This is a genomic window from Lentzea sp. NPDC054927 (assembly GCF_053610285.1).
The window spans coordinates 1-12,978 of the sequence record NZ_JBSGXZ010000081.1 but is presented as its reverse complement, the minus strand read 5'-3'; the positions used below and the strand labels follow the sequence as shown (position 1 = coordinate 12,978).

Annotated in this window: 14 protein-coding genes; 7 read left to right on the top strand and 7 right to left on the bottom strand. The window is 69.1% G+C overall.

Annotation, left to right across the window (positions count from 1 at the left end; all coding sequences use genetic code 11):
* Window positions 1-145: 145 nt before the first annotated feature.
* Both ACWGE0_RS45060 and ACWGE0_RS45055 read right to left on the bottom strand, forming a co-directional pair.
* Window positions 146-1,192 (bottom strand): HupE/UreJ family protein, encoded by a 1,047-nt coding sequence (locus ACWGE0_RS45060; protein WP_452266993.1) that lies wholly within the window; start codon window positions 1,190-1,192, stop codon window positions 146-148.
* Window positions 1,193-1,299: 107 nt separating this feature from the next.
* Window positions 1,300-1,902 carry a TetR/AcrR family transcriptional regulator gene (locus tag ACWGE0_RS45055; protein ID WP_452266992.1) on the bottom strand — a complete coding sequence of 201 codons (603 nt, stop codon included), beginning with the start codon at window positions 1,900-1,902 and terminating at the stop codon, window positions 1,300-1,302.
* Between the two features lie 81 nt (window positions 1,903-1,983).
* Between ACWGE0_RS45055 and ACWGE0_RS45050 the strand changes: the two genes are divergently transcribed.
* Both ACWGE0_RS45050 and ACWGE0_RS45045 read left to right on the top strand, forming a co-directional pair.
* On the top strand, window positions 1,984-2,628 hold the full coding sequence (locus ACWGE0_RS45050; protein WP_452266991.1) for a class I SAM-dependent methyltransferase: 645 nt from the start codon (window positions 1,984-1,986) through the stop codon (window positions 2,626-2,628).
* A 276-nt stretch (window positions 2,629-2,904) separates the two neighbouring features.
* A complete protein-coding gene (locus ACWGE0_RS45045) occupies window positions 2,905-4,113 on the top strand; it encodes a hypothetical protein (protein ID WP_452266990.1) in 1,209 nt (402 codons plus the stop codon).
* Window positions 4,114-4,151: 38 nt separating this feature from the next.
* On the opposite strand, the gene ACWGE0_RS45040 is transcribed toward ACWGE0_RS45045, so the two are convergent.
* Entirely contained in the window at window positions 4,152-4,355 is a 204-nt protein-coding gene (locus tag ACWGE0_RS45040) for a hypothetical protein (protein WP_452266989.1), read from the bottom strand.
* Window positions 4,356-4,367: 12 nt separating this feature from the next.
* On the opposite strand from ACWGE0_RS45040, the gene ACWGE0_RS45035 reads away from it, so the two are divergent.
* Window positions 4,368-5,957: an MFS transporter gene (locus tag ACWGE0_RS45035; protein WP_452266988.1), complete on the top strand. Its 1,590-nt coding sequence runs from the start codon at window positions 4,368-4,370 to the stop codon at window positions 5,955-5,957.
* Between the two features lie 55 nt (window positions 5,958-6,012).
* Here the strand turns inward: ACWGE0_RS45035 and ACWGE0_RS45030 are convergent, their stop codons facing one another.
* From ACWGE0_RS45030 to ACWGE0_RS45020, 3 genes are read right to left on the bottom strand one after another with little or no spacing between them, the layout of a single operon-like run.
* Complete coding sequence (locus ACWGE0_RS45030) at window positions 6,013-6,663, bottom strand: response regulator (protein ID WP_452266987.1); 651 nt, start codon at window positions 6,661-6,663, stop codon at window positions 6,013-6,015.
* Window positions 6,660-7,820 carry a sensor histidine kinase gene (locus ACWGE0_RS45025; protein ID WP_452266986.1) on the bottom strand — a complete coding sequence of 387 codons (1,161 nt, stop codon included), beginning with the start codon at window positions 7,818-7,820 and terminating at the stop codon, window positions 6,660-6,662. Before ACWGE0_RS45025 ends, ACWGE0_RS45030 begins: the two co-directional genes overlap by 4 nt.
* Window positions 7,821-7,842: 22 nt before the next feature.
* Window positions 7,843-9,177: an alpha/beta fold hydrolase gene (locus tag ACWGE0_RS45020; protein ID WP_452266985.1), complete on the bottom strand. Its 1,335-nt coding sequence runs from the start codon at window positions 9,175-9,177 to the stop codon at window positions 7,843-7,845.
* Between the two features lie 180 nt (window positions 9,178-9,357).
* Here ACWGE0_RS45020 and ACWGE0_RS45015 point away from each other — a divergent pair, with 180 nt between their 5' ends.
* The 3 genes from ACWGE0_RS45015 to ACWGE0_RS45005 are packed head-to-tail and all read left to right on the top strand — an operon-like array spanning window position 9,358 to window position 11,188.
* A complete protein-coding gene (locus ACWGE0_RS45015; protein WP_452266984.1) occupies window positions 9,358-10,815 on the top strand; it encodes an aminotransferase class I/II-fold pyridoxal phosphate-dependent enzyme in 1,458 nt (485 codons plus the stop codon).
* Window positions 10,816-10,835: 20 nt separating this feature from the next.
* Complete coding sequence (locus ACWGE0_RS45010; protein WP_452266983.1) at window positions 10,836-10,976, top strand: hypothetical protein; 141 nt, start codon at window positions 10,836-10,838, stop codon at window positions 10,974-10,976.
* 17 nt (window positions 10,977-10,993) lie between these two features.
* Complete coding sequence (locus ACWGE0_RS45005; protein WP_452266982.1) at window positions 10,994-11,188, top strand: hypothetical protein; 195 nt, start codon at window positions 10,994-10,996, stop codon at window positions 11,186-11,188.
* 241 nt (window positions 11,189-11,429) lie between these two features.
* Here ACWGE0_RS45005 and ACWGE0_RS45000 read toward each other — a convergent pair whose 3' ends face one another.
* Entirely contained in the window at window positions 11,430-11,660 is a 231-nt protein-coding gene (locus ACWGE0_RS45000; protein WP_452266981.1) for an alcohol dehydrogenase catalytic domain-containing protein, read from the bottom strand.
* 92 nt (window positions 11,661-11,752) lie between these two features.
* On the opposite strand from ACWGE0_RS45000, the gene ACWGE0_RS44995 reads away from it, so the two are divergent.
* A complete protein-coding gene (locus ACWGE0_RS44995) occupies window positions 11,753-12,943 on the top strand; it encodes a cytochrome P450 (RefSeq protein ID WP_452266980.1) in 1,191 nt (396 codons plus the stop codon).
* Window positions 12,944-12,978 lie beyond the last annotated feature (35 nt).

The window sequence follows — 12,978 nt, the reverse complement described above, 5'->3', positions numbered from 1 at the left end:
TCGTGGCGGCGGTTGCCGTCGCAGCGATCGTGCTGACGCTGCTGTACGCGGCGGTGGCGAACTTCTGACGACGAACTCGATGCTTCGACGTGTGGTCGTGCCGGTGGTCGCGTTCTTGGTGGGCGCGGTTCGGTCTTCTTCACGATCAGCCTTCAGCACTCTTCGAACGTGGATCCGTCAGCCACTTGTCGGCGAACTTCTTCAACGACTCCAGGTCGAGCTTCTCGCAGGTCATCGTGTCGTAGGCGTTGATGGCCTTGATCTGCTCCGCCTGGCCCTGCTTGAGCCCGCCCACGACCTTCTGCCCGTCCGGACCGGTGATGAACGTCCGCAACTGCCCCACCTCGGCCTCGGACAACCCCGAGTACTGCACGACGAGGTAGCCGTCACCCGCGACGTGCCCGAAGTCAGCCTCCGGCGCCGTCTCGCCGGGCTCGTAGAAGTCCTTCGGCGGATGATTGCCCTCGCCCTTGAACGTCTCCGTCCGCGTCTTGACCGAACACCCGGCCGCATACGCGTCCGCGGGCGGCGCGGGTGCGAACACGCTCAGAACGCTCAGCACGATCGCCGCCACGATCCCAGCGGCGACCAGGCCACCGTTGGCGAACTTCGGCGCTTTGTCCCACTTGATCAGGCGCGCGAACACACGACCAAGCACGACCATGATCACGATGCCGATCAGCTGGCCGATCTCGACGCCGACGTTGAACGCGACGACCCGCACCAGCAGGCCGTCCTCGGGAAGCCCGAGGTCCTGCAGCCGCGTGGACAAACCGAGCCCGTGGATCAACCCGAAACCGAACACCGATGCCGCGAACCAGCCCCACTTCTGCGGCCTGCCGATCCAGCCGACCACACCGACGAACACCAGGCTCAACGCGATCACCACATCGACCAAGGTGGCGCTGAGCTTCCAACCTGCCAACGTGGCGATGATCAGCGTGGCGCTGTGCCCGACCACGAACACCGAGATCAACTGCGCCGCCCGCTTGAGCTCGCCCGCGAGAAGCACGATGCCGGCGATGAACAGCAGGTGGTCCCAGCCGAGCAACATGTGCTCGATGCCCAGCGGGATGAACTCCCAGGCGTTCTTACCGGCGGCCGACCCGGTGATGCCGTGCGCGAGTGCCTGACCAGGCATGCCCACCATCGCCATCACCAACGCCAGCGCGCTGATGACTTTCCTGCACACCTTTTGCCTCAACTCCCTTTGCGCGAGAACCGATTGGTCAGCGGTGTTCCGCCGGTCGGGACCCTAGCCGAGACGATGTGAGGCGGTCAGCAGCGAGTGCGGCGGCGTCAGGTCAGGAACGCGAGAGTGCTTTCAGCAAGTCGCGCTTCGATCGCGTGAGGGTTGGCTGCCGTGGTCTGGCGGAACTTCTGCGAGGCCACCAACGAGATGAGCCACCAGGCGGCAGCTTCGGTGTCCAGATCGGCACGGAGCTCGCCGCCTTCCCGCCCGCGGTCGAGGAGACCGGTGATCGCGGCGGCGAAACGCTGGACGGCCCGGCGGGTGGCGGCCTCGATCTCCGGCTCGTCGTGGATCGTGGAGGCGTCGGCGAAGATCGCTCCCACCGAGCCCGCGCTGTGCACGTGCCGCAGGTGCTCGGGATCCAGCATCATCTCGAGCAGGCCCGAGACCGGGATGTCGGAGGTCGTGACGCGTTCGACCATGCGGACGATGTGGTCCGCGGCGCGGTCGACGACGGCGGCGAACAAGGTCGCCTTGGTGCCGAAGTTCTGGAACACCACCGGCTCACTCACACCGATCTTGCGAGCGACCACCGAGGTCTTGCCACGCAGGTAGCCAACCTCTGCGAACAGCTCTGTCGCCGCCACGAGGATCGACTCACGGCGCTCCTCTGCGGACATCCGGGTCCGGCGCTCGCGTTGTTCGGTCACGGAAGCATCCTAGACACCTCTACTTAGTCGTGACTAAGCTCGCGTCGGAGTTACTTAGTCATCACTAAGTTAGGGGACACGATGCACAAGGCCCGGTTACATGGGAAGTCACCAGAGGGTGCTCCCGGCGCGATCCGCCAGGCACGCACCTACGAACTGCTTTCCGCACTGGCTTTCACCGGAAGTCGCCGCCGCATCTTCGGCCGCCTGATCACGCTCGCCGAGGTCACCGCGGGCGACGAGGTGCTCGACGTGGGCTGTGGACCCGGCTACCTCGCCTCGCTCGCCGCACAGGCCGCACCAGGCGGCCGCGCTGTCGGCGTCGACGTGTCCGAGCAGATGGTGGCGGAGGCCCGACGCAAGCGAGCGAGCGCGAACTGCACGTTCGTCGTCGGCAAAGCGGAGGCCCTGGACCTGCTCGACGCGTCGTTCGACGTCGTGGTGTCCAGCCTGGCGATCCACCACATCCCCGAGGACGCCCGCGCACAGGCGTTCGCGGAGATGTTCCGGGTGCTACGACCGGGTGGCCGGGTGTTGATAGCGGATTTCCAGCCACCGCAAGGACATCTGGCCAGGCACTTGGTCGGCGCGACGGCCGGCGAGACGATGCGCGACAACCCGGTCGAGCGGATCGCCCCGATGCTCGACGACGCCGGCTTTCAGGTCGGGCCGGCCTCGCGGGCCAGCTGGTTCCTGCACTGCGTTCGAGCGGACAAGCCGCTGTGAAGGAGCGGCTCGCTCGCAAACTCACGATCGTGGCTGTGCTCGCCGGCCTGATCCTTCACATCGGACTCGGGTATCGCGCAGGTCTGGTGGTCGCCGGAATCGCCATCGCGGCACACCTGCTCATAGGCGTGGCAGCCCGCAGAGCATGGCGGCGTCGCACCTCGACCCGACACACCACAACCTGAGGACAAGCCTGGGAGGAGTGAGGCACGGGAGTTACGTTCGTTGCTCCGCCGACGACCTAGGGGTGGAACCCCGGAGAGGACGGTCGGCGTCATGACTCGGACCGGTGCGGAAGTGCGTGGGCTCGGTGACGAGATCTCCCCGCTGGTCGGCGAGGTGGCGGAGATCGCGGCACACGCCGACCCGGTCGTCCGCAACCTGCGGATCACCCACTGCTACCACCGGCTGTCACGAGTGCTGGCCGCTCGCACCGGCGGTGGCGCGAACTGGTGCACCTTCGCCGTGTGGGCGTCCAAGCAGGTGGGGCAGACGATCCGACAGGAGGACCTGAGGCACGCGGTGGGACAGCTGCTGAAGTCCTCGCCCGAGGTGGCGGCCGGCGTCGACCTGGTGGTGCGCGGTCTGCGCCGGGGTGTTCCCCCAGAGGTTCTCGACCGCGCCCACGGGGTGGTGCGCCAGGCCGTGGTCACGACCGCGCGGCTCGACGACGTCAGTGCCGCCGCGGCATTGGGCAACCTCAAGGTGTTCGAGGAGATCGCACGCGAGTTCGCCCGCTTCCTCGCGGAGTTCGGCGACGAGGCCACCTCCCAGGACGAGCGGCGGATCCAGGAGTTCTGCGACGCGCTGCGCCCCGGTGAGCCGCCGGAGGGGCAGCGCTACCTGCGGCAGGCCTTCACCCGGTACCACCGGGCCATGACCACTCGCGACCAGAAGCGGCGCGCCGAACTGCTGCTCCAGGCGAACGTCGAGGTCGGCCTGCACGAACAGACGCGGTTGCAACCGGAGATCACCGCCGCGATGCAGGCGCCGGTGGTGGATCCACGCGAGCTCGAACGCCGCCTGTTCGACCTGCTCCTGCCGGGCAACCGGGTGGTCAAGTGGCTGCGCCAGGCGATGCTGACCGTGCTCGGCAGACGCACCGCCGTGCGCATCGCGACGGAACACCTGGCGGACCAGGCACGCACGGTGGTTCGCCTCGCGGTGACCCGGCACCTGATGACCCTGGCCCTGCCGGGCGGCGAACTGCTCCACCTGGCCGACGACCTGCCGGCGACGTTCCCTCCGCTGCTCGCGGAACTGTCCGACCCTGAACTGCTGGCACTGCTGGAGATCGTCGATCCGACACCGGACAGCCTGGCCGGCACGGCCGCGCGGGACTGGGCCGACCTGCCCGACCGGATGCACTACATCGCGGACATGTTCCGCTGCCACGCCCTGCGCGAGGACCTGCTCGGCGCACCGTTCACCGCGGAGCAGGTCGAAGCCCTGCAAGCCGGACGCCGGCCCACCGGAGCACTCTGACGGAGTGATCGAGTCACTGGCCGAGGTCGACCGGGTGTTCAACGGGTGCCGGTCGAACTGCGGCCGGGGGCATAAAACAATCCTGAACGCAAATTCGTCCAGAGGGCACACAATTCTTCCGAGCGCAAATACCCCCAAGGGCATATCACCAGTTCCACCGCAATAGCGTCTGCAAAACTCTTCGAACTTGACAATGCTTCGCGCGCTTGCTTATCGTCGGTCAGGTTTTCGTCAATCGACATCCGAAGGTGTCCATGACCGCGCCTACAACGCTGCCGAAGTCGCGGCAGCAATTGATTCTTGTCGTTCTCATGGTGTGTTCACTGCTGATTTGGCTGGACAACACCGTCCTCAGCATCACCCTGGAGACCCTCGCCGACCCTGTCCGCGGACTGGGCGCCGGCCCGGCGGAGCTGCAATGGGCCACGGGCGCGTACACCCTGGTCTTCGCAACCTTGATGTTCACCGCCGGCGCGCTGGGCGACAGTTTTGGCCACCGGAACGTGCTCGCGGCCGGACTGGTGATATTCGCCGCGACCTCGATCTGGGCGGCGTACGCAGGCGATGCGGGACAGCTGATCGCCGCCCGCGCCGCGATGGGCATCGGCGCCGCTTTCATCATGCCCGCCAACTTCGCCATCCTTTTGTGGACGTTCACCGGCCCGGGGAGAGCGACGGCGATCGCCATTTCCTCGACGGCGACCGGCGTCGGAATGGCTGCGGGTCCAGTCCTCGCAGGGGTCCTGCTCAGCCATTTCTGGTGGGGCTCGGTCTTCCTGATCAACGTTCCCGTTGGCGTGGTGGCGTTGGCCGGAATCATCCTGCTGGTCCCCAATTTCCGCAGCCCTGCCGTGCGATCGCTGGACCCGGCCGGGATCCTGCTGTCGATCAGCGGGCTCGCGGCCCTGACCTACGGCCTGATCCGCGCGGGACAGGTGGACACCTGGAGCCGGTGGGACGTCTGGGCACCGATCGCGGCCGGGCTCGCCCTGCTCGCCGTGTTCGTGCTCGTCGAACTGCGGACCGGTGAACCGAGTTTCGACCCCCGGCTGCTGGCGCAGCGGATGTTCGGCGGCGGCAACCTGTCCATGTCGTTGCTGCTCTTCTCGGTGGCTGCCGTCACCTTCTACAACGCGTTCTACCTGCAGGGCGCACTCGGCTTCTCGCCGCTGAAGGCAGGCTTGGCCACCGTGCCGACCGCGGTCGGCGCGGTCGTGGGTGCGCCGCTGGGCGCACGCATGGTCCGCCTTTGGTCGTTGCGTGCGGTCGCCGTACCGGCGCTCACGGTGGCGGCGTTCACCTTGGGCGCGGTCGGCTTCTTCGACCTGGACACCTCGCTCACCTGGATCGCGGTGGTGTTGCTGACCCAGGGCCTCGCCGTCGGCATGGTGCTGGCGCCGGTGACCGGAGCGCTGATCAGCAGCCTGCCGCTGGAACGCTCCGGCGCCGGTTCGGCCGTCACCAACACGGCGCGCCAGGTCGGCAGCGTGATGGGGATCGCGGTGGGCGGCACGATCATGTCGATCGCCTACCGGAACGCGATCGAACCCTCGGTCGGCGACGTCCCGCCCGTCCTGCAGGACAGCGTCCGCGTGTCCGCGGAGCAGGCCAGGCACGTCGCCGGCACTCTCGACCGGCCCGCCCTCGCGGAGGCGGCAGATCGCGCGTTCATCCATGCCATGCACGTCGGCGCGGTCTGGATCATGGTCATCACCCTCGCCGCGACGGCCGTACTGGTGTTCGCCCTGCGGCCCGTCGGAGGACGCACGGGTCCGGCGCGGCAGGCCGAGGACGGTCCGGACAGCAGCCGCCATGCGGCGGAGGCCGCCTCGCACGCCGGGTGACCGTGGTCTGGGACGGCGTGGCGGGGATGCCCACCGCGCCGTCCAGCCGGCCTGGTCAGGGAGTGCCCAGGATGGCGTGCTCGTAGGCGTAGATCACCAGGTGCACGCGGGTGCGCAGGCCGAGTTTGGCGAGCACACGCGCCACGTGGGTCTTGACCGTGCCTTCACCGACGGTCAGGGCACGGGCGATCTCGGCATTGCTGAGCCCCTGCGCCACGTGCCTCAGCACCTCCAGCTCGCGCGGGGTGAGCAGGTTCAGTCCGGTTGGTGCGGGACGGGGCGCGATCTGCGCGAATCGGCGGATGGCGCGGCGAGTGACCTGCGGGTCGATCAGCCCCTGCCCCCTCGACGCCGCACGCACCGCCGCGATGAGCAGCGCCGGTTCGCTGTCCTTGAGCACGAAGCCCGCCGCGCCCGCCTGGAGCGCGCCGAACAGGTACTCGTCGACGTCGAACGTGGTCAGCGCGACCACGGCGGGCGCGGGGGTGACCGATTCGGTGATCCGGCGGATGGCCGCCACTCCGTCCATCCGCGGCATCCGCAGGTCGAGCACCACCACGTCCACGCCCAGCAACCGGGCCTTGTCGACGGCTTCGGCACCGTCCACGGCCTCGTCGATCACCTCGATGTCCGGTTCGGCGTCGAGGACCAGGCGCAGTGCCCACCGCGCAGGCTCTTGGTCGTCGGCGACCAGGGTGCGGATCATCGCTCCTCCCCCAGCGGGAGCCGGGCCTCAACGAGCCAGCCGCTGGGCTGGTTCGGCTCGATCCGCAGGGTTCCGCCGAGCAGTCGGGTCCGTTCCCGGATGCCGCGCAGCCCGGTGCCGTCGGCCGTCGGGCCGGGCGTGGTGGAACCGTTGTCCGCCACGGTGATCACGACGGCGTCCGGTGTGTGGTGGAGGTGCAGGTCCACCCTGGTCGCATCGGAGTGGCGCAGCGCGTTGGTGAGCGCCTCCTGGGCCAACCGGTAACCGGCGTGATCGACCAGTGGCGGCAGGCCACCCTGCGCCAGGCCGTCCCTGGTGAGGGTCACGGTGCGGTTCGGGCCGGTCACGTGGTTCACGAGGGCGTCCAGGTCGGTCAGCGTGGTGCCGTGCGTGGGCAGTGCGGCCAGAACGTCGCGGACCTCGGTGAGCGCGGTGGCCGAGACCTCGGCGATCGTGACCAGCGCCCGGTCGGCGACCGGCGGCAGGGAGCGGGCGACGTGCCGGACGGCGTTGGCCTGCATCCGGATCACGGTGAGATGGTGGCCGACCGCGTCGTGCACCTCGCGGGCGATGCGGGCGTGCTCCTCGGCGATCACGCTGCGGGTCTCTTCCCGGTAGAGGCGTTCGGCCTGGTCGGCGCGGTCGCGGTGCATGCGCAGGGCGTAGCCGACGGCGACCGGCGCGATGCCGAGGAGGAGCAGGTCCGTGCAGGTCGCGGCCGTCGGTGCACGAACTCCGGCCACAGCCAGGACGAGGAAACATCCCACGGCCAGAACGAACACGGCCGGCCGGGGACGGTAGTACGCGGCGGAACCGAACGCGGCCATGGCGACCAGGCGCCCGGACCAGTCCGGCGCGGCGATGACGATCACGATCGCGGCGGAGGCGAACGCCGTGATCAAGGGAAAACGACGGCGCAGCAACAAAGGAACCGCCACCGCGACCGACGCGGCGACCAGGACGACCGGACTCGCCGAGCGGTGGTCGACCAGCCCGAGCACCGACACGACGACCACGGCCGCACCGGCGAACAACGCGTCGCCTCCGATGGTGCCGCGCAGCCGCTCCGGGAACGCCCGCGTGCGCCGTGGAAACGACCACCACGAGCGCGATCCAACCGGGCGGCCGATCGAACCGGACACCCGGCGGTCATCCATTCCCCAGTTGTACACGGCCAGGTCAGACCGGTGTGCCGCACCGCGCGTCCGGCGAGGGCAGCTCCCCGGCGAGCAAGTAGCGGTGCACGTGGTCGCGGACGCAGGCGTTGCCGTTGAGGTAGAGCCCGTGGTTGCCCTCTGCGGGCAGGTACGCGCCTCCCAGCGCAGCGGCGACCCGGCGGCCGTGCTCGGCGGGGGTCAACGGATCGTGCTCGCCGTTCGCCACCAACACGTTCGGCATCGCGGACAACGTGGACGGCGGGTTGAGCCCTTCCCCCGGCACGCCCGAGCAGTGCCCGGAAACCCGCCACGGGGCCGCCGCCCACCCCAGCCGAGGCGCGACCGCCCGCAACCGGTCCTCCACCCGCTTCACGGTCGGGAAATCGGCAGGGAAGGGGAAGTCCGCGCAGAACGCCGTCCGCGCGAGGCTGACATCGGTCGGACCGGGCCGCGGTGTGATCGCCGTCGTGTCGCCGGCCTCCACCTGCGCGAGTCCGGTGGCCAACGCGGGCCAGCCCTTGTCGTTGCCGATCCGCGCCGCAGCCCACCTGAGGACCGCGGACATCTCCACGCCCGGCATGGACAGCACGCGGTCCCACACGGCGATCACGTCCCTGCCGTGCAGTGCGCAACCGGCGTCGGCCGCGCACCACTGCGCCATCCGGTGGAGGTTGTTCTCCGCCGCAACGGCACCGGCACGAGCCCACTCAGCCGGGTCGCGCCGGGTGTGGTCCAGCACGCTGTCCAGGTACATCCGCCCGACCCGATGGCCGAACAGCTCCGCGTACAACTGCCCGTACACCGTGCCGTACGAGTTGCCGAAGTAGTTGAGCCGGCGCTCACCCAGCGCACGCCGGATGGCGTCCATGTCGTGCGCGACCTGGCGAGCGTTGAGACGCCCCCGGTACGCGCCCATCGCCTCCGCGCAGTCCGCCGCGAACCGGCCGTTGGCGGCGGCGTACTCGCGATGGGCGGACTCGGTCACCGGTGACGGCAACGGAGCAGGATTGGGACTCGGACAGGTGACGCCCATGCCACGCGGGTCGAACACCACGACGTCGAACCGCGCCGCGAGATCCGAGAACTGGTCTCGATAGCCCGGAAACGCGAAAATGGGGATGCTCGACCCCGGGCCACCGGGGTTGAGCAGAAGAACACCGGCCTTCTGCTCCCGAGCCGGGATCTTCAGCAGTGGCACGACGATCCGGGTGCCGCCGGCCGGACGGGTCCAGTCGGCGGGGACCAGGACTTCGCTGCACCGCAGCCCGTCGTAGCACTCCCGCCATGTCAGGCCATCGGCAGCGGTGGCGGGCCCTGCGCCTCCTGCGAGCACACCGACCGCGGCCAAGAGCGTCATCAGCGCTTTCATGTCCCGATTCGATCACCCGGAGCAGGCCCGCACGTCTGCCTTTCGACATACATGAGCTCCGTTTCTGGCGAACCGGTCGCACTCTCGAGCCGTCACCCGATCCGGAGACACCAGGTCTGGTTCCGAGCGAACACGGGTATCCGGCGGGCACCCGAACCGGAGGGCGACATGGACCACAGCAAGGCACCGGTGCTCGACGCGATCGAACGCTACCGGCGCGAGAACCACCTCGGTTTCATCCCGCCCGGCCACAAACAGGGCCGCGGAGTGGATCCCAGGGTTCTGCAGGTGCTCGGGCCCGACGTGTTCAGCGCGGACCTCATCAAGCTCAACGGTCTCGACGACCGGGAGATGAGCGGCAACGTCATCTCGGACGCCGAAGACCTGATGGCCGACGCGGTCGACGCGGATCGGGCGTTCTTCTCCACGTGCGGCAGCTCGTTGTCGGTGAAGACCTGCATCATCACCGTCGCGGCGCCAGGGGAAAGGTTGCTGGTGTCGCGCAACGCCCACAAGTCCGTGGTGGCCGGGTTGATCATCAGCGGTGTCCACCCGGTGTGGGTGCACCCGCGCTGGGACGCCACGTGGGAATGGGCGTATCCACCTGGGCCGGACGAGGTCGAGGAGGCCTGCCGCAAGGCGCCGGACACGAAGGGCATGCTGCTGATCTCGCCCACGGACTACGGGACGTGTGCGGACATCCGCGGAGTCGCCGAGGTGTGCCATGCCCACGACAAGACGCTGGTCGTGGACGAGGCCTGGGGCGCGCACCTGCCTTTCCACCCGGATCTGCCCGCGTGGGCGATGGACGCGGGAGCCGACCTCTGCGTCACGTCCGTGCACAAGATGGGCGCCGGGCTGGAGCAGAGCTCCGTCTACCACCTGCGTGGCGACCGGGTGGATCCGAGCGTGCTGGCGATGCGGGCCGACCTGCTCGACACCACGAGCCCGTCCTCGCTGATCTACGCCTGCCTCGACGGATGGCGCAGGCAGATGGTGGAGCACGGCCGGGACCTGCTCGACCGCGCTCTCGAACTGTGCGTGGACACCCGGCAACGGCTGGCGCGCCTCGGTTTGCGCGTCGTGTCCACCGAGGACGTCGTCGGCGACGGCAAGGCCCGCGAACACGACCCGTTGAAGATCGTGATCGACCTGCGGGACCTCGGCATCTCCGGGTACTCGGCCGCCGAGTGGCTGCGCGCACGGTGCCACGTGGATGTCGGGCTCTCCGACCATCGGCGGATCGCCGCGCAGATCACGGTCGCCGACGACACCGAGACCACCGGCAGGCTGGTTGACGCTCTCAAGGCCATGCTCGGCGCGGACCTGCCCACCGCAAAGCCGGTGGAGATCCCCGATCCAGGTGAACTCGAACTGGACCAGGTCATGCCGCCCAGGGACGCTTTCTTCGCCAGTGCCGAGCACGTGCCGATCGAGAAGGCGGTAGGCCGGATCTGCGCGGAGACGATCAGCCCCTATCCACCTGGCGTGCCCGCCGCACTGCCCGGTGAGGTGATCACCCAACCCGTCGTCGACTACCTCCGCAGCGGCAAGGAGGCGGGAATGTACCTGCCCGACCCCACCGATTCCGACCTCGAAACGGTGCGCGTGGTCGCCGCGCACTGACCTGAAAGCGGGAGAGCTCGATGAACGATCAACGGCAGGACGAAGACGATCTCGACACCCAAAGCGACGTGGAACGGCTCGTCGCGGCCCGCTCCGGTCTCGCCGTCGCGGCCGCCGGGCTGCTGGTGGTCTGGCTCGTGCTGCGATGGATCCGCCACTGACGAACGGAGGAACCACGATGACCGACGCCGGACACGGCAAAGCAGAGCCTGAACTCGACGCGGTGACGGCCGAGAGCATGCTGGACGACGCCGACTTCGGTGCGGAGCACACGCGCCCCACCGTGGCTGACGAGAACCCTGGCGGCCCTCACCGCGGGCCGGACGAAGCCGAGCCGGAAGGGCGCGGCGGAGACGGTGGGATGGATCCGTGACGGGCGGATCACGGCCGGACCCGGTGGGAGAACACCCCAAGCGCCAGTCATCGTGACGTTCTTGTTCATCGCCTCGCCGATCGGGAACCGGTCGAACCCCGGCGGATGGACACCGATCACCCCGATGGTGCCCGCCTTCGCCACGGCCTGCACCGCCCAGCGCAACGCGAGGCTCGGCGCGTCACCCGGCACCCACTGGTCGCCCTGCGGGGCGGCCTGGACGCGTTCGGACTCGAAGTCGTCACCCTTCTCGGCGATCGGGCTCTCGGCATCGATGCCGACGGCCTCGATCACCGATCGTCGAGGTCACCACCACCCGGTCGCCGGGCGAGGAGCCGCGGACCGCGGGTCCGACCTCCTCCACGACGCCGACAGCCTCGTGACCGAGCACGGTGCCCTGCACCATCCCGGGCATCGTGCCGCGCACCATGTGCAGGTCCGTGCCGCAGATCGCGCTGCGGGTGATCCGCACGATCGCGTCGGACGGCTCCAGGATCTTTGGAGTGTTTCCAGATCGCGCCGCGCCGGGTAGCCCAACGGCAGTCGAATCTTCAGGGAGGACACATGGCGATCGCGTCCCGGCTGGACACCGGCCGCGCCCTGGCCACAGTGCTGCTGCCCACGCTCGCGAAAGGCGTCGTGGTCCGGCGCCCAGGAGTGATGGCGCTCGCCGAGAAGGTCCAGTCCGACGCCACTGCCATCAGCACCATGCGGAAGCTTCGCGACCGCTACGGGCCAGAACCGCTGCGGCTGCGGATCACCGGCCGCAGCGTGGTGCTGCTGATCGATCCGGCCGACGTGGCCAGGTTGCTGGCGGAGTCGCCGGAACCCTTCTCGTTGGCCACGAAAGAGAAGAACGCCGCACTCGAACACTTCCAGCCGCACGGCGTGATCGTGTCGCGCGGTGAGGAACGGGAGCGACGGCGCGCGTTCAACGAACGGGTTCTGCGGCCCCAGCACGTACCTGTCGAGGCGATCGTGCGGGACGAGGCGGATCTGCTGGTGCGGCACGCGATGAGCACCGGCGAGCTGACCTGGGACGGGTTCGTTCAGGCGTGGTGGCGGATCGTGCGCAGGATCGTGCTCGGTGCCGGCGCTCGGTCCGACGAGCAGCTCACCGATGACCTCAAGGCGTTGCGGCAGAACGCCAACTGGGCCTACCTCCACCCGCGGCAGCGCGGCCTGCGGGAACGATTCGAGCGCAGGCTGCGCGAGCACCTCGACCGCCGCGAGCAGGACAGCCTGGCCGCCGTCGCGACGCCGGAGGAACTGGCCGGCCAGGTGCCGCACTGGTTGTTCGCGTTCGACGCGGCCGGAATCGTCACCATGCGTGCACTCGCGATGGGCGGCAACGGCATGAACGGCGTGCTGGAGTCGGCCCGTCTGTGGCCCACCACCCCGGTGATCCTGCGCGAGAGCACGAAAAACACGCAGTGGCACGGAACGTGGCTGCCGGCAGGTACCACGTTCATCGTGTTCACCCCGTTCTTCCACCGCGACCCGGACCGGCTGCCGTTCGCCGACCAGTACGCGCCGGAACTCTGGGACGGCCCGCGCGACCCGGCGATCGTGCCGTTCAGCGGCGGTCCCGGCGAATGCCCCGGCCGAGACCTCGTCCTGGTCACCGCAGGCACGATGCTCGACGTCCTCACCGAGCACCTGGACCTCACCGCGATGCCCGCGCCGCTGCCCAAGACGCTCAACCACTTCGGTCTCCGCATGACCGTCACTCCGGCGGGTGCTCACGTCGCATGACAACCCGCGGCCGCCTGGCCCTGAACGTTCAGGGC